General features: G+C 57.3%; 24 protein-coding genes and 1 pseudogene. 11 read left to right on the top strand and 14 right to left on the bottom strand.

The features are described 5' to 3' along the window. Positions 1 to 187: 187 nt before the first annotated feature. The 8 genes and pseudogenes from P9239_RS19350 to P9239_RS23430 form a co-directional block, all read right to left on the bottom strand. Positions 188 to 2,434, bottom strand: coding sequence for a hypothetical protein (locus tag P9239_RS19350; RefSeq protein WP_309753758.1), 2,247 nt, complete (start codon positions 2,432 to 2,434; stop codon positions 188 to 190). A 64-nt stretch (positions 2,435 to 2,498) separates the two neighbouring features. Then, positions 2,499 to 3,353 (bottom strand): hypothetical protein, encoded by an 855-nt coding sequence (locus P9239_RS19345; RefSeq protein WP_309753757.1) that lies wholly within the window; start codon positions 3,351 to 3,353, stop codon positions 2,499 to 2,501. Positions 3,354 to 3,469: 116 nt separating this feature from the next. Then, positions 3,470 to 4,576, bottom strand: coding sequence for a hypothetical protein (locus tag P9239_RS19340; RefSeq protein WP_309753755.1), 1,107 nt, complete (start codon positions 4,574 to 4,576; stop codon positions 3,470 to 3,472). 66 nt (positions 4,577 to 4,642) lie between these two features. After that, positions 4,643 to 5,119: pseudogene (locus P9239_RS23440) on the bottom strand (TniQ family protein); the annotation flags it as partial. Continuing rightward, complete coding sequence (locus P9239_RS23435) at positions 5,109 to 6,833, bottom strand: TnsD family Tn7-like transposition protein (RefSeq protein WP_404980075.1); 1,725 nt, start codon at positions 6,831 to 6,833, stop codon at positions 5,109 to 5,111. The pseudogene P9239_RS23440 and the gene P9239_RS23435, both read right to left, overlap by 11 nt. 1 nt (position 6,834) lies before the next feature. After that, the gene (locus tag P9239_RS19335; protein WP_309753753.1) at positions 6,835 to 8,277 is read right to left on the bottom strand and encodes a hypothetical protein; all 1,443 of its coding nucleotides are present in this window, start codon (positions 8,275 to 8,277) and stop codon (positions 6,835 to 6,837) included. Between the two features lie 434 nt (positions 8,278 to 8,711). Continuing rightward, positions 8,712 to 9,035 carry a hypothetical protein gene (locus tag P9239_RS19330; RefSeq protein WP_309753751.1) on the bottom strand — a complete coding sequence of 108 codons (324 nt, stop codon included), beginning with the start codon at positions 9,033 to 9,035 and terminating at the stop codon, positions 8,712 to 8,714. 617 nt (positions 9,036 to 9,652) lie between these two features. Continuing rightward, complete coding sequence (locus tag P9239_RS23430) at positions 9,653 to 10,057, bottom strand: HAD domain-containing protein (protein WP_404989718.1); 405 nt, start codon at positions 10,055 to 10,057, stop codon at positions 9,653 to 9,655. 294 nt (positions 10,058 to 10,351) lie between these two features. Between P9239_RS23430 and P9239_RS23425 the strand changes: the two genes are divergently transcribed. The 9 genes from P9239_RS23425 to P9239_RS19290 all read left to right on the top strand — a co-directional run bounded on the left by P9239_RS23425 (position 10,352) and on the right by P9239_RS19290 (position 17,154). Then, the gene (locus P9239_RS23425; RefSeq protein ID WP_404980076.1) at positions 10,352 to 10,858 is read left to right on the top strand and encodes a DUF6471 domain-containing protein; all 507 of its coding nucleotides are present in this window, start codon (positions 10,352 to 10,354) and stop codon (positions 10,856 to 10,858) included. 172 nt (positions 10,859 to 11,030) lie between these two features. Beyond that, on the top strand, positions 11,031 to 11,390 hold the full coding sequence (locus P9239_RS19325; protein ID WP_309753749.1) for a hypothetical protein: 360 nt from the start codon (positions 11,031 to 11,033) through the stop codon (positions 11,388 to 11,390). Further along, complete coding sequence (locus P9239_RS19320) at positions 11,387 to 11,701, top strand: BPSL0761 family protein (protein ID WP_309753747.1); 315 nt, start codon at positions 11,387 to 11,389, stop codon at positions 11,699 to 11,701. Before P9239_RS19325 ends, P9239_RS19320 begins: the two co-directional genes overlap by 4 nt. Before the next feature lie 4 nt (positions 11,702 to 11,705). Beyond that, complete coding sequence (locus P9239_RS19315) at positions 11,706 to 12,266, top strand: hypothetical protein (RefSeq protein WP_309753745.1); 561 nt, start codon at positions 11,706 to 11,708, stop codon at positions 12,264 to 12,266. Further along, positions 12,263 to 13,036, top strand: a complete 774-nt coding sequence (locus tag P9239_RS19310; protein ID WP_309753744.1) for a metallophosphoesterase — start codon at positions 12,263 to 12,265, stop codon at positions 13,034 to 13,036. The genes P9239_RS19315 and P9239_RS19310 overlap by 4 nt, the downstream gene beginning before the upstream one ends. A 48-nt stretch (positions 13,037 to 13,084) precedes the next feature. Continuing rightward, positions 13,085 to 13,666, top strand: coding sequence for a DUF2442 domain-containing protein (locus P9239_RS19305; RefSeq protein WP_309753742.1), 582 nt, complete (start codon positions 13,085 to 13,087; stop codon positions 13,664 to 13,666). A 105-nt stretch (positions 13,667 to 13,771) separates the two neighbouring features. Continuing rightward, positions 13,772 to 14,872 (top strand): hypothetical protein, encoded by a 1,101-nt coding sequence (locus P9239_RS19300; protein ID WP_309753740.1) that lies wholly within the window; start codon positions 13,772 to 13,774, stop codon positions 14,870 to 14,872. 453 nt (positions 14,873 to 15,325) lie between these two features. Then, complete coding sequence (locus P9239_RS19295; protein WP_309753738.1) at positions 15,326 to 16,669, top strand: HipA domain-containing protein; 1,344 nt, start codon at positions 15,326 to 15,328, stop codon at positions 16,667 to 16,669. A 236-nt stretch (positions 16,670 to 16,905) separates the two neighbouring features. Next, a complete protein-coding gene (locus P9239_RS19290) occupies positions 16,906 to 17,154 on the top strand; it encodes a hypothetical protein (protein WP_309753736.1) in 249 nt (82 codons plus the stop codon). 103 nt (positions 17,155 to 17,257) lie between these two features. On the opposite strand, the gene P9239_RS19285 is transcribed toward P9239_RS19290, so the two are convergent. Further along, positions 17,258 to 18,139, bottom strand: coding sequence for an H-NS family nucleoid-associated regulatory protein (locus tag P9239_RS19285; protein WP_309753734.1), 882 nt, complete (start codon positions 18,137 to 18,139; stop codon positions 17,258 to 17,260). A gap of 395 nt (positions 18,140 to 18,534) precedes the next feature. Then, positions 18,535 to 18,966 carry a response regulator gene (locus P9239_RS19280; protein ID WP_309753732.1) on the bottom strand — a complete coding sequence of 144 codons (432 nt, stop codon included), beginning with the start codon at positions 18,964 to 18,966 and terminating at the stop codon, positions 18,535 to 18,537. Positions 18,967 to 19,686: 720 nt separating this feature from the next. Here P9239_RS19280 and P9239_RS19275 point away from each other — a divergent pair. After that, a complete protein-coding gene (locus P9239_RS19275) occupies positions 19,687 to 21,204 on the top strand; it encodes a sensor domain-containing diguanylate cyclase (RefSeq protein WP_309753731.1) in 1,518 nt (505 codons plus the stop codon). Between the two features lie 171 nt (positions 21,205 to 21,375). Next, on the top strand, positions 21,376 to 21,837 hold the full coding sequence (locus P9239_RS19270) for a response regulator (RefSeq protein ID WP_309753730.1): 462 nt from the start codon (positions 21,376 to 21,378) through the stop codon (positions 21,835 to 21,837). Positions 21,838 to 23,023: 1,186 nt separating this feature from the next. Here P9239_RS19270 and P9239_RS19265 read toward each other — a convergent pair. The 4 genes from P9239_RS19265 to P9239_RS19250 all read right to left on the bottom strand — a co-directional run bounded on the left by P9239_RS19265 (position 23,024) and on the right by P9239_RS19250 (position 26,824). After that, entirely contained in the window at positions 23,024 to 23,389 is a 366-nt protein-coding gene (locus P9239_RS19265) for a response regulator (protein ID WP_309753727.1), read from the bottom strand. A gap of 196 nt (positions 23,390 to 23,585) precedes the next feature. Further along, positions 23,586 to 24,734, bottom strand: coding sequence for an MFS transporter (locus P9239_RS19260; protein WP_309754166.1), 1,149 nt, complete (start codon positions 24,732 to 24,734; stop codon positions 23,586 to 23,588). A 173-nt stretch (positions 24,735 to 24,907) separates the two neighbouring features. Further along, positions 24,908 to 25,528: a cation diffusion facilitator family transporter gene (locus tag P9239_RS19255; RefSeq protein ID WP_309753726.1), complete on the bottom strand. Its 621-nt coding sequence runs from the start codon at positions 25,526 to 25,528 to the stop codon at positions 24,908 to 24,910. Positions 25,529 to 25,609: 81 nt separating this feature from the next. Continuing rightward, positions 25,610 to 26,824, bottom strand: a complete 1,215-nt coding sequence (locus P9239_RS19250; protein WP_309753724.1) for a permease — start codon at positions 26,822 to 26,824, stop codon at positions 25,610 to 25,612. Between the last annotated feature and the right edge of the window lie 62 nt (positions 26,825 to 26,886).

The following is a 26,886-nucleotide window of genomic DNA, read 5'->3' as shown; positions in this document are numbered from 1 at the left end:
TTTTGAGAATCCCAATTCACCCCGACAACTCCGGCAATTCCCCGAAATGGGGCAAAATAGAATTGATAGTGTCCCCGCCCTTGCTCCGTAAGGGCTAGCGAGAAAAATCACCCCTTCCACGGACCGTCTTTAACAGTTCAACTACCGGCCGCCGTCCTGCGCGAAACAGCGAGCCTTAGGAGCCGAATCACCAATCCGCGGCGACCCGTCGACGGGGGCGTTGAGACTGATATTCCTCTACCACCGGTCGCTTCTTTGCTTCCGAGTCGGCCTTAACAGCCACGCGGTCAATCAGGTCAAGCGTGTCGTCACGCCGGCCATGTTCGGTCGCGGCCTCCTTCGCCTCCGCTTTCGTTACCCTCTTGATAAAGCCATCCACCTTTTTCATCATCGCCTCTTTGCCGCGCGAAATCGAGTTCGAAGGGGCTTTGGTCACAGGCGGATGGAAGCGCTCTGTATCCCGTTTCTTCGCCAAATCCGCGTTTGACAAGTTGCTCAGGTAGTCGTGGAGAAATCGATAGCCATCACCGTAGACTTTCAGCGTGCCCTCCGTTGCATCAAGACGCTCCAGGGTTCCGTTGTTGTCCCAAAGGAGATGTAGCGGGGACGTGAACAATTCGAAGCCCCGCACCGTGAGATTCTTTCCGCCGTTACGTTTGCTGTACTCCATTGCTTGTTGTTGCAGCAGAGGGGAGGTGTACTTCCGTTTCGCCAAGGTGATATGGCCGTCGCTCACCGACCTTTCGAATGGCACTGAAAGCTTCCGGAAGATTTTTTCTTCGGGCCAGTCCCACGAGGCATCTCCGCGCTGAAGGCTCTGGTTGTAGAGGAAGACCTCTTTCGGAACCGGCGCCACCCCTGCTTTTGCCATCTCCGTCGTTCGCAAATGCGAGACGTCAGCGGTGAGGTTGTATTTGCTTATGGCAGTTAGAAACGCTTGCATGAATTGGCGAAACGTTGCTATCTCACCGCGCGGGGCGTCCTTCCGTTTCAAACGATTCCGCGAGCGGACTTCGTCTTTCTCGTCCCCAGTGCCCTTGACGGGTTCTTGGTACGTCGAGCCCGGAAGGTGGCGGAGTTCCCTCTGCAGAAAACCAATAAGGTTTTCTACGTCACCTTTGCCTTCAGGGTCTCCCGGCTCGGCCATGAGTAGCTGGTCTTGCATGCGACTCACGATTGCGTGTTGCATCTTCTCCGAAATTCCAGCATAGCGGTCGACGAAGATTTTTCTCGCGCACCCGTAGACCATCCCGTCCAAACTCGGTACGCCCCAGCGCAACAACTCGCGCTCTTTGTCGGTGTAGGCGCTGAACATGGACGCGAGATACGCATCAGTGTTCTCGTTTCCCATCGTCACGTAGTGACCAACACAGCAGCGACTGCCTCTATCCATAACGACCAGAAACGTGGGCTGTTGAGCCCCGTCAATCTGGATGATTTCGTTGCCAAACCGAATGAGGTTTGTCGCTACCGTCCCGTCAATATCGAAGACATTCAAGTCCCCATCGGCAAGCTGTGCGGTGCTGCCCGCTCTCTTGCCTTCGTTCTGACGTCGCCTCAGCTCTATCCGCGCCTCGACCAGCGCCTTCTGCCCTTCCTCAAGCATCGACGACTCGGGTGGGTAGTGGCGGGGGTCGACGGGAAAATATTGGGTTTCACCATCCTTATCACTGTTGTATCCAACAAGCTTGAGCTTGAAGCGGTCCAGCAAATCTACGATGGTCAAATACAGTTTCGAGGCGTGCTCACGAATGAAGCTGACCCATCGCGTCAACATTCGTGGCCGGAGCTGCTTTCGGCCGAGATTGGAATCTGGGTCAATCCGTTGTGTTGACGGCTTGCGACCTTGCAACACGAATACCCCGTCTTTTTTCAGTCCTCGCCTCTTCTTCTTCGGTCCGCCCTTCCTCCAGTGCTGTTCCGCTGTGGCATTTCTGTGGCCGCCGTAGAACAGATGGCGCTCGTAATACTTCCTGACGGTTTTCGGGTCGACCTGAAAGAGGTCACTGACGCACTTGACCATTTCGGAGTATGTCGTCGCATCCCGAAGCGGCTCGTCACCAAAGGTACCTTCTATATACGCCATCATCCGCCGACGGGACGTCATATCCCGAACGTCTTCCTTTCCGAGCTCCTGCTTGTGCCGGATACGAAACTCAATAGCTTCGTCATCCTCCATCTCCGGCGGAATCGCACGCTCCATGACAGGTTTGAGCATGCCCGCGCGAAACAGGCTCTCGGCTTTCGGCCGCTTAAGCGCTTCCCGGTTTTCAAGCAAGGCATCGCTCTCAGTGATAACGAGCTGTCCGCCGACCGACTGCTCACCAAGCTTCACCGCGTAGATGAAATGCTCGTTCTCCCCGAGGTATCGATACAACGTCTGCTTTCCATTTGGAAGGATTTGAATAAACGACTGATATTTGCTGAACGTCAACACCCTATATCCGTAGTAGTCCCTATTACGCATCTTGCACTCCTTTCGTGGTTGGTTGATAGATTTACTTCAAGAGAAACATGTCCTCAAGCGGGTGGACAGGGTATCTGTGGTCCCAACGGAGATGCCCCAGAAAGAACGCCACCCCCAGTACCCGATACGACTCTTTCAAGTCCCACCGGTGGCGCTTGCCGACCATCCCGACGACCCGGTCCATCGGGCCTTTTGCTTTGGATTTATTGAGTGCCTTCCCGAAAGCTGCTGCTGGCGCCGCAAGCCGACCAATCTCTTCTGTACTTGCTTTTCCCATGTAAGAAAGCAGGCGCTCGTAGTTGGTGGTCTCCTGCTCCGGAACCGTCTGCTCCGTTATCACCTCGTGAGTCCCGCCCCACTCCCACAACCCCGCCGCCTCTTTCTCATGTCTGCTGACCACGAGGGGGTCGAGTCGCTTAGCCTCTGGCTTGACTGAAACGCCGTGATAGACGTGATACGGGAGTCCAGGTCGGCACAGCCTGAGCATGAAGTCGATAGTGCGTAGTTTGTTCTCGGGATAGCGGCAGCCGGCCCGACAGTATCCGAGGAATTCCGCCCTGTTCCATTGCGGGTACTGAGTGCGGATTTCGACAACAAACGGCAGCATCTCAAACCAACGCAGCAGACGCGCCTCCAGCCATGAGTGACAGGCTACTTTCCCCCTGCCTTTGAAACTGTAGTGATAACCCGCTATGCCTTTACGACTATCGCTTGCTTTCTTCCAGCACTCGAACGAATCAGCGCTGAGGACGCCACGTGGGTCTGTTTCGGGAAGGGCGATAGGCCAGTCGAGCACCGGACGTCCGCCCGTCAGTCGAAGCCGAATCGAAGCTGGGTCGTCAGGGTCGTAATGTAGGGGAATTGCTTCTTCCGGAAGCTCGACCATTTCGACAGGTAGCGACCATCGAGACTTGGGAGCCGGTCGATTACCCTCAGCCACTGCTAGCCCGCGGAGTCGTTCGCCTTCTGCGCGCGAGCCTGGAAGGTGGCTGCAATCACCGATTATCTTGAGTGTTTTCTCAACCATTTCATAGCCTTATTCAAACGGAATTTGACATGACGTTCGCTCAGTCCTCGGTACGAGTTCTTGGACCCGTACGGATGAAAAAGCGAGATTTCCCTTACTTTTTCGCAGACGTATCCGATGCGCCTTTCGGTGTATTCCTCTGGTGAGTCGACGCACACGTCAAGCGCCTCGCGGACGGTCGGCGACTTTTCTGCCCAGCCCTTCACTGATTCGTTCCTTGTGTTATTGAGGAGACGGGCGCGCGTGATGCGTTCAAGCGGCTTTGTACGGAGCAGTTGGTCGCAGCGCGCGTAGATTCGGTTAGCCATCTGAATCTCTTCCTTTGACGGCTCGTGAGCCTGTTTGGAAAGTTGGAGAGCAGCAAGCGCCTTGCGTTGCGAGGGCGTTCGCGCGGGCATCACACGTGAGAACCAATCAGAATCCTTATAGAAAGCAAAGTAGAAGTGCCTCTTCCCCCCCTTCATCTTTATTAGCTTCCGTCTCGTAATCGACGGATGCTCTGCTAGCACCTTTTCGATAAAGGCTCGAGCTTCCTGACGTCGGACCGCGAGCTGCTCGTCATTCAGCAGGTCGAGCCTTTTGCTGATTTCACCGGTTCGACCAGATTCGACCTCCCTTACCCGCTTGGGAACGTAGGTTGAAGAAGCCAAATAGGCTTCGACGTCGTTTCGACGAAGGTCGACCTCTTCCTTCAAACCCTGCCAATCTCCGAATACGGCATAGGCGAACGCAGTGTTTTGCCTCGGGTTTATCAAATATTGGCCATCGTGAAGCTCGCCGAGTAGGCGGCTTACGGTACTACCACCGATGTTCAAAAGTTGTAGCCCCTCGCTTCCGATGGCGTTATCGAGAAGTGCGGTCGTCTCCTTCCTGACGTGTACCCGCTCTGGTAGTACAGTACGTTGCATATATCCACGGGCGTGCATCGGAATCAGTCCTGGTTCAATCGCCGCGACACACTTTCCTTGCAGCAAGTCAACAGCCATCGAATCAATAGCAAGCAGAGCGTCTTCGGACTTCTGACGCCTTGGCTTCACTATCCGCTGAAGCGCCTTGCCACACAGGCACCGCTTAGCGGGCATCAGTGGCTCATTGTTTCGTCGGTGACCAAACTCGCATACGTCGCAGAACGTGTAGAGCAACTCTTGATGAACCACACAGTAGGCAACCCCTGGGATGAGGTGAGCACGTCGCCAGTAAGCGAAGCCTGGGTTACGGCTAGCTAAATCCTGCTCGACACACTTTAGACAGATGCCCAATCTAGACCGGTCATGCATTCCAAAAGAGCTTGCTGCCGACGCGTACCCCATGCGCCTATGATGCATATACAGTTGCCGTCGCGATGATTTGCTGAGAAACGGGGAGAACAGCGGAAATCGCGTGTGACCACGGACCAACTCCTCCACTTCCGGCAAGGCCTTCGGCAGAAGGGATATCGCAGTTTCCAATCGCGACGGAAACGACCAGACGAGACGCGCTGAAGTGTTCCCAAAGGCCTCAATCAGTTCCTTTCGCGTATCGACCGCTCGATAATCGAACAAGCGGCTGATGCATCCAACAACGTCTTCCTCCTTCTGAATCTTCGAACGTAAAAGAAGCCGACCTTCTATCCCATCACGATGCACCTCTCCTCCTCTTAATCTCGTGTCTCACTGTGGAGGTTCGCAGACTCGCAGCCTTACCGAGCCGCCACAAAGTCGCCCCAAGTCCTGCCGGCAATCGTCTGCTTGCCCAATCAATGCTGTTCGCAATCGCCTCGCTGCGAGATTGAAGTAACGAGGTGCTTCTTGCGTCATGCTCGGTCGTTTCGAATGCGTATTCGGACAACCCTAACTTTTGTTGCATGCGGTATCTCGAACGTCTTTCTGGCGGCCGGTCACGTCGGCTGCACTCGGTCGCAGCAAGATTTGCTGCCAAACTCATCGTGCGCACCAGCTGTGGAGCGCGCTTCGAGCCAGCGCGCCGGCGGCTTCGCGCTCGCTCGGGGCTATGCTGGGACAGCCACCCACATGCGTTGCGCTGCAGCTGCGCGTAGACCGCAGGCGCTTTCGCTCTAAGATTCGCCACACCTGCAAGCGGATTTGCTCGACAAAGGGATGTCCAGCGCCGCTTGGCTGCATCTGTTCGCCTGCGGCTCGCAGCTTTCCGCTTCGTTGCCAAGAGGTCCGGCAAAGCCCCCAAAATCCGATAGACGGTTGCACTCGACATTCGGGTCAGTCGAACTATCTCCGCTGGTCGTCGACCGTCTTCGAACAAGCGCGTAACCGCCTTCAGTTGGCTGTCGTCGACGTGCCGTTCGCGCGGCGTGAATGCGATACCAACAAGCCTGCATCGCATCGCCAATCGATGTTTGTCTACCCCAGCTTCCAGAGCCACCTTGTTCAGCGAACCATGCTTTCCTAGGAGCTGGGCAATCTCATGGTCCTCAGGGAGACGGACTTGCTCTTGTCGAGCACGGACCGACGGCCGATGTTGCCAATACGAACAGTCTTGTGCGAACCAGACCAGCAGAATGCACCACACCGGATGCAGCGCATGGTCGGGTCGCATCAACGCCCGAATCGCGTTATGAACGTGGTCATGTGAACTCAGTAGCAAGGCTAGCCGCTCGTCCGCAAACGACGAGTCAAAGAAGAGCTTGAACTCCTCAATCAACTGTGCGAGATGGATTCGGCCTCCGTCTGCAATCCAGCCCGCCTCTAATAAAGCCCTCCTCACGTTCTCCCTCTGATACATGAGGCCAAAAAGCCCACCCTCGATGCAATCTGTGGTGCGTTTCGCGAACTCAATTGCACAGAGCAATTGCCGCTGAGTCGGCGATGACCTACATAGCTGGTCGAACAGTAGACCCTGTGTTCCAGGTGATTCCAGCGGGCGGCCGTGTGTGCCACAGACCGTCACGAAAGGCGCAACGTGATTCCGATGTACAAATTCGAAAGGATATGTGTGCGCTGATAGCAAAAGGCATTCAGTGCAAACAAGATGCTCGCCCTCCGAAGGCGTGAACAACACCGGCAATCTGCACAGCCGTACCGGTCCACGAAGCTTGCCCAACAGTCGCGCTCGTTGCTCGCCGAGACGATTCACCGGCAGGCCGCAACTGTAGTAGTCGAGGTAGGTATGGCGAGACAAAAGCGTCTCAACATCACAGTACAGATGTCCTATCGATGAATGAAACTCGGCCAAGCAACTCGGCATTCCGTCGAGCCCTGTCTTTCGCGCGAGCAATCTTCGACAGAGCAGGGCCAACGACTGATTCTCATGTAGGTCGGACACTCGCCTGAGATATCCGTTGACCAGTTCCCCATCGGGGAACGCTGGTCTCAAGAGGAGAGACACGTTAGCGGCGCGCCCGGGTTCTGGGCGCGATAGCAAGGGTTGGAAGGAACTTCAGTTGCTCGGCAGCATTCGCCTCGAAATGGTCCATGAACCGTGTGAAGTCTGTTTCATTCACCGTTTGGTTGCTTTGAGCTGCCTTAAGAGCAAGACGTGCATCCTGACAATAGGCGAGTTGCTCCTCGAAGAAGCTGGTCACGAAGACCTCTGTCAGCACGGTGTCCGGACACCAGACGAGCTTCTCGTGCAGCGCCTTGAAACCTGCCGCGAGCCACCCAATGCGACCCATGCAAATCTCGTATGTCCACGCCGGCAGCCCTTTCGGCATCGGGCGACTCCTATCGCCGAACAGACCGCCCAACCAAAAGAACACGCAATAGCTTGTCCACTCATCGAAGTCGAGGTCGCTATTCTCGTCATCGAACACCACGTCCCCCTTTAGCTCATCGGGTGCTTTGAAGGGGCGGAGCGTGACGATGGTCCCATTGAGGGCTTTACCAGTTCGTGAGGAACCCAGCGAAGCACGACGGAAGAACGCATCGGTGCAGGAGAGAAGAACCGGTATGCCGTACGATTTCAACTTCACGGCAAAAGCGAGGATGCCCTCGAAGTCGCATCCAATGTGTTCAACGTCGGCGCCGTCCAAGATGAATAGGCCCACGTTCAACAAAAGGCAAGCGGCAATCGCTGCAATCTTCGCGTCACGTCCCTTTAGCGCTCGGAAGATTGCTTTCTGCCCAAATGTCGGGTCTTGGATTTCGGCAACGAAGGTACTTCTCATGGATTCGATGACGTCCTCCAGAGATTCGCACTCTTCAAGCTCGACCGTGAGGGTCGGGAAATACCAGATGCCCGGGGGCGCATCGGGCATATCCGGCTCGGCGCTGATTGGCGGTCCATACATCGCGCGCAACCGCTTCACGAAGGCGGCACGTCCGGTACTACAAACGCCTTTGAGGATAAAACTTCGACCTTCGAGCAAGTCATAGTCCTTTCGAGCGGGCAAGGGCTGAGACTTGTTTACAACGTGAGGCAGCGCGTAGTAGAAACGTTCATACCTCGGATTCGAGCGCTTTCGCTTCGTGTGCTCAACGATGGCAGCAGTCACCGATGTCGCAAATTGAACGTGCTCATCGATTGGCGAGAACCCGTCGAAGAAGGCGTTTAAAGCTGCAATCTTTATGTGCGGCTCGGCTTCGCTGAGAGTGAGGCTCTTCTCCGCACAGCGATTTGCCAGCTCTTGGCGTACTAGGTCGGGCGGCAATACTTCAATCAGCTCCGGAATCGTTGACGAAACGTTAAAATATCGCGCGCGCGTCGCGAGGGGATTAGCGTTCGCAAGGTCGAATGGAGAAAGCTCCAATAGCTCGCCCTGTCCTGAGCCCGTTAGTGCTCGTTCACCCTTCGTAATCGGTTTCGCGACAATCGGAAAATTCGCATCAGACATTGCAGTTCACCCCCCTTTCGTACGATTCGATTTTTCTGTGCGCTTCGCGCACAACTCTCGCTGACGCGCCACCTGACTCCAGTGCTCCAGGAACTGGTCGAAAGTTGGTGCCTCGTCTGCTCGCCACCCAAAAGTCCTTATGGATACTTGGCTGGATTCGTTTGCTGGCGTCGAGATGTTTTGGCGGACGATGGCCGACAGCAAGGCGCGCTCAAACTGATTCAGCGTGACGAGTTAAGCGTGCGTTAGCGCAAGACGCGCCTTCGCTGTATCCAAAAGTGGCATCATGAATGAATACCTCCTGGTCGTGCGCATCCGACGGCACGCATCGTGACGCGTGACCGGAACGAGATGCGGCAGTTAAGCGGGCGCATGCCACCGACTCGGCGAGCATGGGTGCGCGGAATGGGTCGTTATCCTAATATTCCTAGGATTTATGCCGCTGACTGCGAAACGTCGGTCGATGGAGGTGGAGACTCAGAGGTCTTCTTGTCGACGTCAAAACGCAGCCAGTCCGCTAAGAGCGATTTGACAAGGAGGTCGAGTTTGGTTGAGCCATTGCCGTGGTCAGCGAAAATCCGCTTGGGGCGGCTGACGGCGGACAAAAAGTCGAAGCGAAGAAGTCGCGCGCCGCTCGTGTTTGCATGCGGCTTGGACTGGGATGAAGAGGTTCTGTCAGCCGAGGTCAGCAGCGCCGGGCGCTGCTGACACTTCGGCTGGGCGTGGAACCGCGAATCAGCGGGGGGGCTGTGGTTCATGGGGTCTCATTCTCCATTGAATCAAGCATACAAACTGAGCTTGACTTTGCGCCCCCTTTATGAGACCCTACGCGCGCGAAAGCGTGGGGTGCCTCGAAAGGGGTACGCCATTCGGCCTGTACGGTTGCACCCGTACGGGCCGTTCTCATTTTCAGGGGTACGACGCTCTCTCAGTCGTTCGTGTCCTCTTCATCTTGGTCAAACCACCCTTCCCACTCTCCCTGCGAATCTACTTCAGACGGAAAGCAGGAAGATTCAGCCCGAGAGTTTTCGATAGTGCCAGCATCGAGCCACCAGAGCTTTGCCGAGTAAGGCGATGCGCGTTCAACACGATGTGTTTAAGACCTGTCTTCCGCCAGCTAAAAATCTAAAATCGCAAATTCTAAAATTTGCGCGCAACTTTTTTAGAGCGTGCTGACGTAGCGCCCAAACCTTACTGGGTAAGGCTCTACGCGTTTTTTGCATGACACATTTCTAAAGCGGGCAAGGCGCCCTCTCAAATTTTGCTTGAGATTCTAAAACAGATTAGCTATGATGCTTTCTAAGTTGCGACAATTGCGTCTTGGCATCGGATTATGCTCCGATGGGTGAGCGCTCGTCAATAGCTTTTCTGCACCTTATTCCTTCCTCGCGGTAAATCTTTGCTGATTCAAGGGCTTAAGCCTCTCTGTAATAGTCGCCCACGTTTCTGTTCGGGCGCGCCATAGCCCGTTTTCGATGATTAGGGCGCTTTCCCGCAGTTGCATCGGAACATACCGCGCGTCGCAATCGAGAACTAAAACGGCGTCGGGCTCGCGTCTAAGATAGTCGCGCTCCAGAAGGTCTCGACGCGATGTGGCCTCCTCCCTTACGCTTGTTCGCAGCAATCGGTTTCCAGGCACCGTTGCTCCCACCACCCGCGAAGAGAGGGCAGATGGAAGTAGGCCAAGTACGGCGCGATAGCCATGTTGAGCGACCCAGCTTGAGCTGAGCACGACCTGCGCGTTGTCCGCGGTCTTGAGCAAATCGCCGAGCCGAAGCAGGTGTTCGTTAGGGGAAGCCCTTGGTTCGCTGCTGGCTGGCGGGATTCGCGACCAGTGGAAACAGGACGCCTTCCACCGTTAGATAAAGGACGCTTCGAGCTGCCATAGCGCACCCCCATTTGAGGGCAAGGTGACCGTCCCGAATCGCTTAAAATGTCCGGGAACGAGTGAGGCGGCCGTAGAGGTTTACAGTAGTTCGACTTATACCGGCCGGTTTTTGGATGAGACGTTTATCTCACCTTTACCATAGCTCGTCGCTCTTCAAAACGCAAAGAAATTTCGTGAAGGATTTTCGTGAGCGAAGCTGACTCTCCGTGGGCGCGCCTTGCCTGCCGCATAGTGCGCGTTGCGATGGCTCGCAAGGAGCACACCTATTCCTCGCTTGTGCAACTGCTCGCAAGCGATGGGGTTAGCGAGACCGAGCGTAGCTTAGTTCTGCGCATCAATCGAGGAAGCCTCCGACTAAGCTCGCTCCTCCACATCCTTTCGCTCATGTCGGCTACGGTGCCCGAGCTCTGGCGTGCGAGCGTGTCTGCGGGAGATGATTGGTCTACGCGGGCTCGTGATGTTGTCCTTGTGGAGCTTCGAGAGGGGGGCATTACCGACCTCGCTGTGCTTACAGACCAACTAAGCAAGCTCGGAACGAGCATTACGGAGCAGGCGCTCGAGAACCACGTAATGGCAGGAACAATTCCACTGTCCCTGGCTTTACAGCTCCTCTTCATCGTGCGCTCGCACTCTCTGGAGCGGTACTGTGACTTCACCGACATTCTGAAGACCGCCGACAAGGCAATCGTCTAACATGGAAATTGGGCCTTGACGGCCTCGTCGCTCCGTCTATCCTGTGAGATAGATATCTCATCACCGGGCATCTAAAAGTCGAACGATAGCGAGCCCGCCACGCCTTCCGGCCCTGCTTCCACGCGCCGTCGTTCACGGACGGCATGAGCATGGCCGCTCGTTCGCGGAGACCATGATGCCCATCTGGTCCACAGCTCCCGTTGGAATCGAACCCGAAATCCTGCTAATCGCCTGGGCCGTTATTCAGACCGAGCCAGAGCGCGGAGAGCACCATTTCTTAGGCTTCAGGCCTGACATCGCTGCAGCACGCATCAGCTCGGCCATAGCCGCGTTTGACCGTCGCGCAATGCAAGGGATTACCTCCAGCGGCCGGTCGTACCAACTCGTTGGGCCACCTGGGGTGACACTGGACTCGCAGTATCTGCTGCTGAACTGGTGCCGCCGCCACGGTATCGAGCAGATTGCTGACGTGACCCAGGAATATCTGTCGGAGCTCCCCTCTTCCATCAACGGCAGGGGAGCACTGCAATGACTCAACCCCACGAGCGGACCAAGGCGGTCATCGACGCGCGAATCCTTCTGCAGACTCTCCTCGACGCAGAGGAAGCGCCACTCTGGGCGCTGGTTCGTACTGTCGCGCTGAACGTCCTTCGCCATTTCCCACACGACGGCGACATCGCCCTGTCGGCGGCAGCCGTCCCAACCTTGTGGTCAGAGCCTCACACCCAAACTGCGCTTGAAGACCAGGTCTCAGGCAATAAGGGGCGAGCGAATCAATCCCGCGTGCGACCAGGCAAACGAGGGCTGCAGCTCGTGCCCACGAATGCCTCCAACAGGAGCTGACACGATGACTTATCGCCTCGTCGCCAAGCAGCGTGTCCAGATGGCGTCCATCTTTTTACTACAAGCACGCTCACTACTGCGCCCACTTTCGTGCGCCGTTACACCGGTAGCATGTGCGTTGAACAGCCGCGACCGCATCCTCCTGTCATGCTGTGCAATCGCAACCCACATCGGCGTGAAGTTGGGCCCACTCGATTATGAGAACGTGGACGCGGTTCATGCCTGCCTGCGTGGTGTTCGAGTGTCATTGGACGACATCGACCGAGTGCAAGCCCTCTTTGAATGGTGCCAACCAAACGCCTTGCCAGACGAGCCTCCATGTCCGAATTCCGACCTGTGGACCATCTCGAACCGCATCTACCAGCGGGCATTGAACATGTGTCTTCAGACGGTGAAAGTACAAGCGTCGACTAAGAAATGCGCAGATGAAGCTCGCCCCGCTTCGAGCATTAGCCCCGCTACAAATCAAGGCGACGATGACGAGCTTGACTCGCCAATCGTCATGGTCGACATCTTTCAAGGGAGCGTCAACGAGTCGCTTGCGAGCATTCGGAGCGAGCAATGAAGCTGCACGTCGTGTCCGACCTTCATCTCGAAGGAAACTTTGATGCGGCGCATCCCGGGATTAACCCTGTCCTCGATGCCGACATACTGGTTCTTGCTGGCGACATTGCTCGAGGAGCTCGTGCGACCAAGCTTTTTGCCCGCTGGCCGAGGCCAGTCCTCTATGTCCACGGCAACTTGGAAGCACGGTCAGGTCATCTGATTGACCTTAGCAGGTCCATCAGGATGCAAGCCTCCGGTACGAACGTCCGCTATCTGGAGATGGAGACCTACGTCGTCGGTGATGTTCGATTTGTTGCCTCTTGCCTGTGGACCGACTATGCGCTCTACGGTGCACCTTCCTCAGCGATGAAAGAGGCGGCACGTTGCATGCCCGAATTCGCGCATTATCGAGGCGGCGACAATCGAGCGTTCTCCCCCGCTTACGCGCTCAAGCTGCATCAGATGGCGCGCGCGTGGCTTACCTCCGAACTCGGCAAGTCCTTCGATGGAAAGACTGTCGTTTTGACACACCATGCCCCACACGCGAAATCCATTCCGCAACGATTTGCAGGCGACCCGCTGTCCCCGGCATTTGCAAGTGACCTTAGTTCGTTGATGCAGCACGCAGACCTTTGGGTCCATGGCCACGTTCACGAGAGCTGCGACTACATGGTCGGAACATGTCGCGTCGTTTGCAATCCGCGTGGGTACCGGAGAAAGATTCGCGCTGGTGAAAATGGTGCCGATGAAAATCGGAGCTTCAACCCAAACCTGGTCATCGCAATCTAGTATCCGCCGCTCGCCTCGCGCGACGCGCCGGAGGTGCAGGAGGATGAAATGAGTTCGCCTACCGAGCCTCGCGTCACTGCCGTAACGGGAGATGCCGAGTCCTTCACCATTTGGCTGAATGACGGTCACGAATATCGAGTCCCGTTTCGTTGGTTCCCGTGGCTGCTCACAGCGGCATCCCAGACGATGACGGCTGTTCGAGTTTCCGCTGACGGGGCGACGCTGCACTGGGATGGCCTGAATGAAGCTATTTCTGTTAGCCAATTGCTGAAGGAATCGTCCGAGCTCCTGCTTGACGAGAAGCTCGCGACCCAGGTGTCGAGAGACTTTCCGTGGGATACCACGCCCGCTTCACTTGCTGGCGCGCAGCCCAAAGCCGCCGGTCGGATGATTGCCGGCCGGTTCGTCGTCGGTTTGACGGCACCGGAGCGGTTCGAGCGTTGGCAGATGTGCGAGGACCTCGCGCGGCAACTCGTCCCTGTCACGGTGAAAGACACCGTGGATTTCCCCCAACAATCACGCGAAGTTACCTTGAGCCGCGTGCGGCGCGGTGTTGAAAGCAAAGGGTGGACGTCTGTGGTCGAGACAGACTGGATGCTGAAGCGATTGCGAACGTTGCTCGGCTGGTAGCGAGCAGTTCTCCGCTCTCAACAGCCATTGCGACGTCGTGATGCTATTGAACGAGTAGTCTACTTGGGTATGGAGTCGGTCAACAGGAAGATTACGGGTTGCGCTATGAACGTCAAAGAACTGGTGAATCGTCTGCGCCATGCACCAGGCGGCGCCACCGTCCTCTGCCTGCAGACCCATCGGAAAGTGGATGAATGCGACATGGTCCGCGGAGTACTCGTTCCGCCTCAGCCGTGGGTGCACGAGCGACTTCGCCGTGCCGATGGCCATGTCGACCACCGTTTTCTTCAAAGGCTCGATGAGAGGTCGGAGGGCTTCAACGAGGTGACCGACGAAGCATCCCTTGAGCGTGTGGTAATACTGGTCTCAAATGCAAAAAGCTTGGAACATACGCCCGAAGAACCCGCTCGCACGGGTCGAACGCTCTCCATGGAAGTCGTCCGCGCGAAGGAGGCACAGCGCTACAGGGACATGCTTTCAAACGGTGAGCTACTCCGGGAGGAGGTCTTTCGGACACGATTGGGCGTGAGCGAGAAGCGCCTGTCCAAAATGGTCGAGAAAGGCCACGTGTTCGCGCTCGACGTCGATGGCGACAAGGTGTTTCCGGCTCTTCTCTGCGATGCCAGCTTGAAGCTGAAGCGCCTTTGGAAGGTCACGCAGACTCTGGTGCCAGCGCCAGCCACATTGCGCCTCGACCTGCTTACGGGTCAGTGCGGCGCCCTTTCCGACCGAGCCCCGCTTGACCTGCTCGGCGACGATAAGGCATATCGCGAGCTACTGAGATTCGCTCGCGCGTGGGCGTCGGAATTCAGCCGTACTGTTGTCAAGGTCTACGACGCCACCGGACCTGTGGACAAATCGAATGACGTGCCTTTGTACTCGTGTGCCGCGGAGATGGACCCGCGAGTCCGGATTTGGAAGCGCGCGATGAAAGCAGTTCGCTCGCCAGGCTACCAAATGCCACACGAAGTTCCGGAGTCGCCCGCAACAGTAGTCGTCATCGTGGAACGTGCCACTGCCGGCCAAAGTGGGGCTGAGGTTGAAGCACATCTAGTGTGCGACGTTGACGGCCGAACTTTGCGGGTCACGGTGACGCCTGCGGGTGACGCCTCGGTAATCGAGCACAAACTCAAGCTGGCATTAAAACGTCCGAACTTGACGGACCTTTGCGATGCCGTCTTTAAAGCGCTATCGACATTGGAATGAGCGACCAACATGAAGCTCCGTTCTACGGACGTCGGACTGGCGCACACGAATGAGGGCGATGAGATGCGCAGCGTACGCCGAGCACGTCGGCTGCTTGTGCGCCGAGAGCACCTGCTGACAGCCTCTGAGTTCTGTCGACGTGCCCGTTTTTCGCCATTCGAGCTTGCCCGCCGACAAAGGAATGGGACGGTTTTCGCTGGCAAGCTCGGCCGCGGTCACTTCTTCCCCGCGCTCCTCATTTCGACCGACCGCACTGCGCCACGGCTTGCGAGAGTGATACGCGCAATGCGAGGCATGGACGACCCGTGGGGCAAATATTTCGAGCTGAGGTACGCATTCGAGAGCCTCGGAGGCAAGACCCTTCCCCAAGTTCTGCGGCGAGGTTCCGGCCTCCGCGTCGCTATGCGCTACGCACGAGCCTTGGCCGGTGACTCATAACACGAGATTGATGCCATGGAAGACATTACCTCTCACCTCACCGTCTTTGCCAACGTGGATGCGGCTTGGCAGCCTTGTGGTCAACTTTCGATGGTCGAATATAGCGACGGTGGTGTCGATTCGGCGTTCGAATATGAGCCGAGCTACCTAGGCGCTCGGCATGCGTTCGAGCTGGACCCGTCCGATTTGTCATTCGAGAAAGCGAAAGAGCGACCCGGACAGCCGCTGCGTCCTTCGCGCCGGCTCTCCTCGTTCGGGGCCCTCCGGGATGCGTCGCCGGACGCGTGGGGCCGCCGCGTCATCGAAGCAAAGCTAGGCGACGCCGAGAACAGCCTGCCAGAGGCAGCGTACCTCCTGCACGCGGGCGGACAGCGAGTCGGCGCAATTGATGTGCGAGCCACAAATCAAGACCAATTTGTGGATAGCGCTTGTCGGCTTGAGGACCTTCCTGACCTGATTGAGGGTGCCATTTGCATCGAAGAGCACAGGTCGGTACCGGAACAATGCACGTCCATCTTCGAATGCGGCGCATCCTTGGGCGGAGCTCGACCGAAGGCATGCGTTCGAGATGACGACGACACATTGATGCTCGCCAAGTTCTCCTGCGCCAACGACCGCTTCAACATGCCTGCGGTTGAGTCCGCCACCCTGAATATGGCCGCAAACATCGGGCTGTGTGTCCCGCGCGTCAAAGCGACTGCGGTGAACGGTCATTCCGTCATGCTGATTGACCGCTTCGACCGAAGCTGGTCTCGAGAAAACGAGGCGGCAACGCGCCGAGGCACGCGCGACCCTGCTGATGACAGCTCTCCACATATTGAGCACCGAATCCCGTTCATTAGTGCCTTAACGCTGTTGGGGTGCGACGAACGTTCTTCCCTCGGCGCGTCATACATCGGGCTTGCGTCTGTTATGCGTGACTACTGTAACCAAAGCGTCCTCGGGTTCGACCTCGTGGAACTGTATCGACGAATAATCTTCAACATCTTCGTGACGAATGACGACGACCATCTTCGGAATCATGGATTCCTGTACGACTCGTCGCTACGCACTTGGCGGCTTAGCCCGCTATACGACGTGCTCCCGAGCCCGAGGGTCGGCTCCGAGCGTTACCTGCATCTTAAGCTTGGGGGTGAGGGGCGGCTAGCAACGCTTGATAATGCCGTAAGCCGGTGCGATGCCTTCGGCCTCGACGAGTACGAGGCATACATGCTGATTGGCTCGGTTTGGGAAGTCGTCGAGCACTGGCGAAACTATTTCGGAGCCGATGGAGTTAAAGAAGGCGACATGGACTACATCGCGAGCGCCATTCGGCATATCGACAACATATCGACCGAAGAACTTCGGCGATGCGTGTAGGAGTAGCGGGCGGGCCGCAAAAGAAACAGTGCGCATTCATCATGTTAGCGACTTCCTCGCTTTGCTTCTATCGCGCGGCGCGGACAAGAGGATGTCGCCTCGACGAAAAGCGGGCCCTGCCCGTCGAGAAATGGGCTCTCGAGAGTGTGTCCCCATGTTCGACTGCGCTGTCATCCCTCTGCGAGTACGAGCGTTATGACGTTGTCTTCACTTAACTCGATTCGATAGGAGGATATATGCGCAAGGTTCTGAGCGTCGGTGCGGTCGCCCTGACGATGGCGTTTTCGGCGCAAGCTTATGCCGCAGGATGTCTAAAGGGAGCAGCCGCTGGTGGCATCGCGGGCCACTTTGTCGGCAAAGGTCACGCCGTACTCGGTGCAGCCGGTGGCTGTCTAGTCGGACGGCATATGGCGAACAAGAAAGCGAAGGAGGACGCTGCTCAACAACGAGCGCAGCAAGCGCCACAGCAGCTTCAGCAGGATTAAGCAGCGCAGTCCGCTAAGTCTCCGTGTGCAGGCAGCAGTGAAATATGCTGCCACCCGCGATGGCGAAAATGGTCTCTGCTGACTGTTGCCTGCGAGAACCTTCTTAGCTTGCGGAAGCGGCCTTCTGAGCGACGCTCGAGACGGCATCGGCCGCAGGCACCGAACCCACAGCATTAAATTCCGTCACGTTGCTGGACTTCTTCGCTAAGGCTCTCGTTGCTGCAGTCTTCTTGCCGGCAACTTTCTTACTCGCAACTTGCGGCGCCTTCTTCGCCGCAGCGGTCGACTTCTTCCCGGCCGCTGTCTTCCCTGCAGAAGTTTTAGTCGATGTGGCCGAACCCTTCTTCGTCGCAGCCTTCTGACTAGAGGCAGCCTTCCTTGCGACCAATTTATTTGCCGGCGCGGAGGCTACGGCTTTGTCCGCCGAGCCCGAATTCTTTGCGTCAATTGTGAGCGCACCCTTGGCCGTTGCAGTCTTCGTATTAGCCGCACCGTTAATCAAAAACTTCGTTCTGTCTTTCGCGCTAGCAAGCCAACCTGGCGCCATTCCACGGCCGCTCCAAGTCTTTCCGGACGTTGGGTCGCGGTAAAGCGCCGGCTGGGGACCGCGGCGATAGTTGTCTGACTTCACTGACTTCGGTGCAGTCGCTGTTGTGGGCGCGCTGTTATCAATCAGGAACCTATCCCGGTTCCTCGCGTTAGCTAACCAGCCGGGTGCGCGACCGTGCCCGCTCCACGTTGCGCCGGATTTAGGGTCTTCGTATTTCGCGACGCTAGGGCTCTTACCGGATGAATTTTTAGTCGCCGCTTTTCCGCCAACCTTCCTGCCATCAGACGTTGACCCGAGGTCCTCGAGCGACAGGCCATACTCAGACATCAACGAATGAATCTGAGCGACGACTCCTACGGCACGCTTCTTTTTAAGCGCGTCTGCTTGTGCCTGCAATTTTTCAATTCTTGCCTCGATAGTGTCGAGCGTAGCCATCCAATCCCCTTTACTTTGATTCGATGACGGCACTATGCCACACGCGAACGAGTGAATGCGCGTCGCAGCGTAAAAGATGCTCGAATAGTGAGGCGATGCGCTCGTGATGTAAGTGCTAAAGACTGAACTCGGAGGGATTAGACGCTTGCATCGTTCAGCGTCACGAGTCGCCGGATTGCGTCTTGCGGACATTCAAATGCCGGACCTCAACAGCAACGCGGTCAATAATCGTCTCAGGGCGACACGCTCGAGCCGGCAGGTGGCTGTCACAGTGCTTGCCGACCCAGAGCCATCTCCGCAAACGTGCACGGTCAGCAAGTTGAGACACATCTCGCTAGGACGGCAAAAGACTCGCGACTCTGTGCCGCTTCCGCAACTCAACGGTGGAGACGAAGTTAATCAGTTCGGCGGCGCTTCAAACGAAGGAGTACCTCTTCAAGGGCCGGAATATCGACTGGCTTCTTGAAAAAACATCCCATAAGATGGCCGTCTGGCGGCGGCGATTTCCCCGAAATCAGTACCAACGATACTCCACTGAAGCGGGAATTTCCACGAAGCGCCCGACAAAGGCTCACGCCGTCGAGTTGCGGCATCTCCCAGTCGGTCAACACTATGTCAGGCAGTGACTGCAACGCCTCATTCAGTCCGTTTTTTCCGTTGTTGGTCACAGTCACCTGGAAGCCATGAGCCTCAAAGACCACACGAATGGCTTCAAGAGGTCCGACGTCGTCGTCGACGAGAAGCGCGCGAATCATAAAAAGAACCTCAAGAGAACACCCTCGTGCGCGCAATCGTTGTGCCGAATTCGTAATGACGGCGGTTGGCACGATTAGTCAGCCTAGGCATGAATTCCTCTGCAACCGCCGCTCCCCGCCATGTCTTCGTCATATTGTGACAGGGAGACCAGCACCGACGTGGACCAGCAGCTCTGTTCGCTTAAGTACACCGGTCTCGATAGCGAACGCTCTCACCGCAGCAACGCACATTCGCATCAGCTAGGACAACCAGGCCAGCCGGTCGATATGCCGGCCCCGGGCGTAAGCGAAAGCTTGTCGTAGACAGTGACTGTGTTCCACTTTGCGCCACTCACCCCCTCAGCTCCACCACAGCGCGTCCTATCCACGGCCATCTGACAGATTCGGCTGGCCAGTGCAGCGCCAGGACCAGATTCACATGAACGTTTCGCCCAACGGGAACGCAACGTCCGCGGTGTCGGCAAACCTTTATGAGACCGGGTTATGAAATAGGCCCTATCGGTACTCATCTGCGCCTAGTAAGGAGTTTGAGGGTCTGCCATGAAAATTGCTATAGCAGACAACGGCGGCCGCCGGCCTGCGACACCGACTTCATAGCTGCGCAACGGCGGTACCGACTCAGGGGCGTTTCGTGAGAGAAGAGGAGCCGCGTTGCTGAGTAAGCTGAAGGTGGGTGGCGTATCAAGAAGACGAAGAGGCCCCGGTTGCGACCGTCAGCGTCGGTCCGCCGTACGTCCACCCGGCTCGCGCATCGCAACCCGCTCTGTGATGCAGCGCCCCTTTTGGTTAGCGATGGCCGCCACCGTGATGAGTCTTGTGGTCTTCGGCGCGACCGTGGTAGTTCTTGCTCAAGCACGACATGACGCACTCCAGCGAGCGCAACAGACATCGGCAAACGTCGTCACCGCGTTGACAGGGGATATCGCCCGCAGCATTGAAGTGTACGACCTTGCTCTGAGCGCGATTGTCGACGGAATAAAAGACCCGACTGTCATGGCGTTACCGCCAGAAATCCGCCGCCGAGTTTTGTTCGACCGCTCTACTGCTGCGGGATTCATTAGCGGTATCTACGCAATCGACACGCAGGGGTACATATTCGAGGAACGAAGTGGAAGCAAATTCCGGGGCAACTTTGCCGACCGCGACTACTTTCGCGTCCATCAAACGAATCTGAAGGCCGGGCTCTATGTGTCCGCGCCGTTCCAGTCGCGCATAAGAGAAGGCGCCTTGTCAATCGGCTTGAGTCGACGCCTGACGGACCAACGCGGGGACTTCGCTGGAGTCGCGCTCATCGCTATCGACGTCAGGTACTTTCAGCAACTGCTTAGCAGGCTCAAAGTCGGCCCGCACGGCTCAGCGTTCGTCATACAAAGTGACGGTGCATTGATTGCAAGGAATCCGGCGCTGCCGGGGAATACAGCACCGCGAATACCGTCGCCGACATTCCTAGAATCGCTAAGTGCAGACAAAGGCTCTTTCGAAGCGGGGTCGCCTCTGGACGGAGTTGCCCGGTTGTACACGTTCTCGCACGTCCCCAGAAGCAATCTTATAGTCTCCGTCGCCCCAGCCCTCGATGACATAACGGCGGAGTGGAGACAGAGGTCAATCATCGTTGCAGCGCTCGTTGTGCTCGTCACCACTTCCTTCACCGTAGCGGTTTGGCTTCTCGCCTTCGCCCTGAGGGAGCGTGATTTCGCGCAAACGGAGCTTCGCAAGATGGCCGAAACCGACGGATTGACGGGACTAGCGAACCGCCGCGCGCTCGATGCAGTGCTTGAAGAGTTGTGGGCGGTCGCGAGCAGAAGCGGTCAGCAAGTCGGCATTCTGTTCGTCGACGCAGACAACTTTAAGGCTTACAACGATGCGTTCGGTCACAATGCGGGCGACGAGGCCTTGCGCCTCATTGCCGACTGCCTGTCCTTGCATGCACGGCGCGGCAGCGACGTGGCGGCGAGGTATGGTGGTGAAGAGTTCCTCGTTGCGTTGCTTGGCACCGGCGAGGAGCACGCTGCGACTGTTGCCGAGGAGATAAGAGCGGACATCGAAGTACAGTCCGGGAGGTTCGAGCGGCATCGCGCACAGCCGCCCATCACCGTCAGCATCGGCTATGTCGTCTGCAGCCCGGGACCGGACAATAGCCTCGCTGCAGCGCTGCGGCTCGCGGACGAAGCTCTGTATGCAGCAAAACGGGCGGGACGCAACAGGGTGAATCGGGCCTCAGTCGAACGAACTGACATTGCAGCGGCTACGGCGGATACTAACGCTGCAGGGGCAGAAGCCGCTCTCAGACCCAGCCACGAGAAGACCTAGGACGTGCGTTCGGCAAAAATGTCGCGCAAAGGCCTTAGGACGTCTAGCTGAAAGGTCGGCGACGACTAGCGCGAGTTGCAGGCGGTCAGCTCTCCGAGACCGAGGCCCGGTCGGCACGGCGGGACCAGCCATTGCTAAGGCATGCGATTATCCGTGCAACGTCGGAAGCAAATGGAACGCCCTATTCTCGTCGTGGATGACAGCCCTGCCGATGTGGAACTGCTACAGGTCGCGCTTGAGCGGTGCTGCAACCAGTTGCCGGTTATCGTGATTGGCGACGGACAAAGGGCTCTCGACTATCTGAAATGCGAAGGCGAATTCAGCGGCCGTGGAAAGGCAGACCCGCAATTTGTACTGCTGGATTTGAAGATGCCGCTGATGTCAGGCTTGGAGATGCTGGAAACCGTGAGAGCAACTGCTGCGCTGCGGTTTTTGCCTATTGTCGTGCTTACTTCCTCTCGACTGGAAAGCGACGTGGCACGCGCTTATGAGCTTGGGGCGAACGCCTTCCTTCAAAAGCCCACGTCCTTCTCGGAGTTGGAGGGCGACATTGCGAAAATACTGTCAGTATGGGGCAGTCTCAACAGACCGCCTCCCCGATTTCCCATCGGAGAAGTATTGGGAGCGATGTGAGCGCGGCGCAAGTTCCACGACACGGCAGCTCCGTATCAACACCAATACGAGCTTCGTCTCCTCGCCGAACTGGCCCCCGTCGACGCGAGAGTTGTGCATGGAGCTGGTCGATATGTCCGCGTGTATAAATTCGGGTGCTTCTTCATCCGAGCCAGCGGTTTCCAAGCGCCGTGTCATCAGTCCACCGAACAAAAATCAACCTTCGCACCTCTGTGTCGGTGGCTCGAGTCGCGCCCAAACGCGCGGCACTTTCACCGTCGTAAATCGTCTGTCAATGTTTCGGAGGACTCTGTTGCTGGAAGTAGGCGGATTTGCGCTCGCGGCCGGAGCTGCCGCGCAAGCACAACCGCTTCCGTCCGAGTGCTGAGAACGACGACGAACGCGCCCACCTCGCGTGGAATTTCGACCCGCCAACCACCGCCCGTCCGCGGGCGGATGATGATTTCGGCGTCATCGGCGCCTTCGCCTGTCACCATGTTAGCCGATGTTTTACGCACCCAAGTTCGATGCGTTATCTTTACACGCCAGCAGCAGAAAGAGTTTATGTCCTCCACGAATTATTACGGTCGGGCGAAGACGAGTGAAAATTTGACCGACTTGCTTGAACTGAATATGGACAAGTTAGTGATAGTTCGTCGTCAGTGTCTCAGCCCCGCCCCCACGTCCGAAGTTCATGGTTGCTCAGCCGGCGGTACGAAGCCAATTGCCGGATGAGCCACGTCGGTTACCGCTATATCGGGAAATCGTAAGGCAAAACGGCGTAAGCCGGGGCCGAATCCGAAGCGCCGCTCAAGGGCCATCGCGCGACAGGAATACAGTAGTGCCCGCGCAGTACTCTCATAGCTGCCGAGAATCAGCAACCGCTACGGTCCCAGAAGCGGCAAAGTACTGCCAGCCAGCAGATATCGAGGTCATCAGCATTGCACGGCTCAGAGAGCACCGCGACGCCGAGCTCTTCGCTTGCTCAAAGTGCTCTGCATAGCGGTCATCAACGTGACCAGTTGCTCCGGCCGGTGCCTTTTATCCACTGCACAGGCCGCACGCACCGACACGCTTCCGTGGCGCGACGTCCGTTGCACGGCTCCAATCAGCCCGTCGGCAATGAGACATGCAAACGCAGTCGCCACAGCGCCGCGTACTCAATGGTCGCGCGCTGTAGCCCATCAACATCGCTGGACCAGAGAAGCTACTCGCCGAATCCCTGCCTGTAGCTGAGTAATCGGGCGATTGCCTGAATTACATCAGTGGGGCTGAACGGCTTCTGAAAGAAGTCTGCCGTCGGAATCTCGCGCGAATCCGCAGTCCCCGACATGAAGATAAATGGGACCATCCGCAGGCGGGGGTCTGCCCGGAACGTTCCGTAAAGCGATGCGCCGTCCAAGAAAGGCATTTCCCAGTCCGAGACGACTACGTCAGGTGTCCGTGCGGCGGAAGCTCGCAGCGCCTCGAAGCCATTCGACGCAGTTACCACCTGGTGACCATGCAATTCAAGCAGCGCGCTAAGGGATGAAAGGATGACGGGTTCGTCATCGACAATGAGGACCGTTGCCATAGCCGTACGTTGGTTCGTGCAGGAGCCGCAGCAACCAGCATTCCAAGAACGAGCCAAGACCGCAGGCCCCGATAGTCCTCCGCCAACTCTGCCGCGTGGGCCGCAGCAGTTATTGGGAGCAAGGCTGTTTCCTGCCTCGGCGCGGCCGTGTGCGGTTGTCGATGCAATTGACGCGGTAATTCATGGATAAGGCAGGTTATGGTTTGTCACTTCCGTCGCGCTTGGCGGTCGCCAGGGAAAGGAGCGCCAGCAGACAGAATCCGGCCCCGGCATAGAACGTCACGCTCGCGCCGAAGCGGTCCCAGAGTTCGCCGGCTACGACGCTCGCGGCAAGCATCGCGAAACCGCTCGTCAAATTGAAAAATCCGAACGCCGTGCCTCTCAGCTCTTGCGGCGCAGAATGCGCGACCATGGTCGCCAGCAGTCCTTGCGTAAGCCCCATATGCAAGCCCCAGAGCGCCACGCCGACTATGACCACGGACCATGAGTTGTCATATGCGAGGACTACGTCGGACGCGATTAGCACAACGAGGCCGAGCGCCAGTAGCTTAACGTGACTCACAGAGTCGGCTAACTTTCCGAAGGGATAGGCGGAGAGCGAATACACAGCGTTTATTGCTACCATGACGAGAGGCACGAACGCTATCGGAATGCCGCCCTGCATGGCACGCAAGACAAGGAATGCTTCGCTGAAGCGTCCCAGCGTAAAGACAGCGCCAACGCCGACGACCCACCAATAGGGCCTGTTGAGCTTCTTCAGGTATTCGAGCTTGATAGGGTTGACGCGTCTCGCTTGTGATTGCCGAGCCGGTTCCCTGACGCCGAAGGCCAATAACGCCACGGCAAAGAGCCCCGGGACCACCGCAAACCAGAAGACCCGCCGGAAATTGTCTGCCCAAACGAGCATCAGCACGACCGCGAGAAGCGGTCCGAGGACCGCGCCAATAGTATCTAGCGATTGGCGCAGGCCGTAGGCCGCGCCGCGCAAATGCGCGGGTGTGATGTCCGCCACGAGCGCATCCCGTGGCGCGCCTCGGATGCCTTTTCCTACTCGGTCGACTAGGCGCGCCGTCAATACCATGCCAGCAGTAGGCGCCAATGCAAACAGCGGTTTGCTCATCGCCCCCAAGCTGTACCCAACTACCGCAAGCCACTTGCGGTTGCCAAGGTAGTCGCTCAGTGCCCCTGAGAACACTTTTACAATTGGCGATGCGGCCTCGGCAACGCCTTCAATGAGGCCGACCATCGTGGCGCTCGCACCGAGGCTCGTCACTAGGAACATCGGCAAGAGGCTGTGGATGATTTCCGACGAGATGTCCATGAACATGCTGACGAAACCAAGCATCCATATGCCACGCGGAATCTGGCTGAGCGTGCTGGCGCGCCGTGTGGTATCAGTCTGCACGTGTTCTTGAATCACTGAGGGACTACATTTATTCTGACATCGTCAGGCATTGTCATCGTACTGTGAGGCGCTGCTCCACCGAAGCTCGGTGCCTGCATGCCCCATTGCACGCATCATCGTTCCGAAAGTGCAGAGCTGTGTTCAGCCGAATGAACAGCCTCGCGCCAGATTTCCACTGCTTCCTTCGCCACATAGATGTCAATGGCGACACCGACCAGGAGGTCTGCGTACCGCCAGCCTGTCGCCAGGACCACCAAGCCCGATGCCAGCACACCAACATTCGCGACCACGTCGGCGCGCGTGCAAATCCAACTAGCGCGCATATGAACCTCGCCTTGTCGATACCTTGCAAGCATCCGCAGGACAGTGACATTGACGCCGAGCGACAACAGCGAAAAACCGACCATCGCGGCGCCAAGCGGCTCACTGCCAAAGACAAAGCGACGAACGACGTCGACAACAATGCCGACGCTCAGCAGCATGAGCGTTGCTCCCGTCCACCGGGCAGAGTACTGCTTGAACCTGATACCGCGAGTCACCGCAAGAAGACCGATTGCGTACGCCGTCGCGTCGGTAAGCATGTCCAGGGCGTCCGCCATCAACCCGCTCGACTGCGCCCAGAGACCGGCAGCCATGCCCACAACGAACATGGCCCCGTTCAGGACGAGCGCAATCCTAAGCGTCTTTCTTTCCGCCCGTGTATTCGCGGACGCTTGCCCGCAATCGCATGCCATTTCGCGCTCCCCTGAAGGGTCACAGCTTCTATCTGATTAGCGTTTGGTCGGTCGCGTCGCACCAGCATACGCCACCTGTGCTCACCGGGTCTTGGTATGACCATCGTGATGGTGATGCGCCGTGTCACGCGAGCCGTGATTCACGTGCTCCCCGTGGTCATGCTCGCCGCCTTCCACCATCCGCATCATCGCCGGGCCGCCGGTCCGGAAAAATGTAACTAACAACACGATAAAGACGGCACCAAAGACAATGTCGAGAACTGACGTGTAATTGAACGTAATCGCTGCGTTGACGACTGCCGTATGTCGCTGGGTCGGAACCCAGCCAAGCGACTGGAACAGTGCTTCGACCACGAGTGCTGCCAAGACCATCGCGGCGTAGAAAGTCATGGCGAGAAAGACCGTCATTCTGCCGCCGTAGTACTTTCGGTATATGTTTATGATTGGCAGAATGATAAGGTCGCCGAAGATGAACGAAGCGACGCCCCCGAAACTAATGCCGCCGTTCCACAACACTGCGGCCAGCGGCACGTTGCCGACGGAACAGGTGAATGACGCAACGGCAATTAGTGGTCCGACGAAGGCACCCCAAATCATTGCCGCGGTGGGATGGCTAACCAGAAAGAACTTCTGCCAGAAGCTGTCGGGTACCCATGCACCGAGCGCGCCTGCGATGAGCAGCCCAATGCCGATGTCGCGCCATAGCATCGACCAGTTCATCACGTAGCTGTGGCTGATGGCTACCCACCCTTCCCTGGAAGAAAGACGTTGCTTCCATGTCCCGTGCTGTTCGCCCATTGACATGGACGCATGACCCTCCATGCTGCCCGCGATGCCCTTGTCAGCCTGCTTGATGGCTTGCTTCTTCAGCGAGTCCTTGAGGAATAGCCGGAAAAGTAGCACTAGGACGACAATCATGATTGGGCCGCCGATGAACTCAGCGGCGGCAAACTGCCAGGAAATCAGCACCCACATCAGCACGCCAAGTTCCAGCACAAGATTAGTCGCTGCAAATTGAAACGCCATGGCGGCCGTGAAGTCACCACCTTTACGCACGATTGAGCGAGCCATGGCCACTGCGGCATATGAGCAGGACGACGATGCCGCGCCGAGCAGGCTCGCGACCGCGAGTGACCGAGTCGAAGCGTTTGGCAGCAGCTTCGACATCTCCGACTTCGAGACGGCAACTTCAATCGCGGCAGAGAACAGGAAGCCCAGGCTTAATCCCCAGAAAATCTGCCATAGCATCGTGAAGGCCATCCACAGGGCATGGCCTAAAGCAGTGACAATCTGCATCGCAATCTCCCGTATCAAGACTCCTGCACGCGGCGCGCAACGATGCACGCGGATTCGTCCCC

Origin of the sequence: Caballeronia sp. LZ062 (genome assembly GCF_031450785.1) — a bacterium.
GTDB lineage: Bacteria > Pseudomonadota > Gammaproteobacteria > Burkholderiales > Burkholderiaceae > Caballeronia.
Note: the sequence above shows the minus strand (reverse complement) of the source record. Positions and strands in the feature narration are given on the sequence as shown.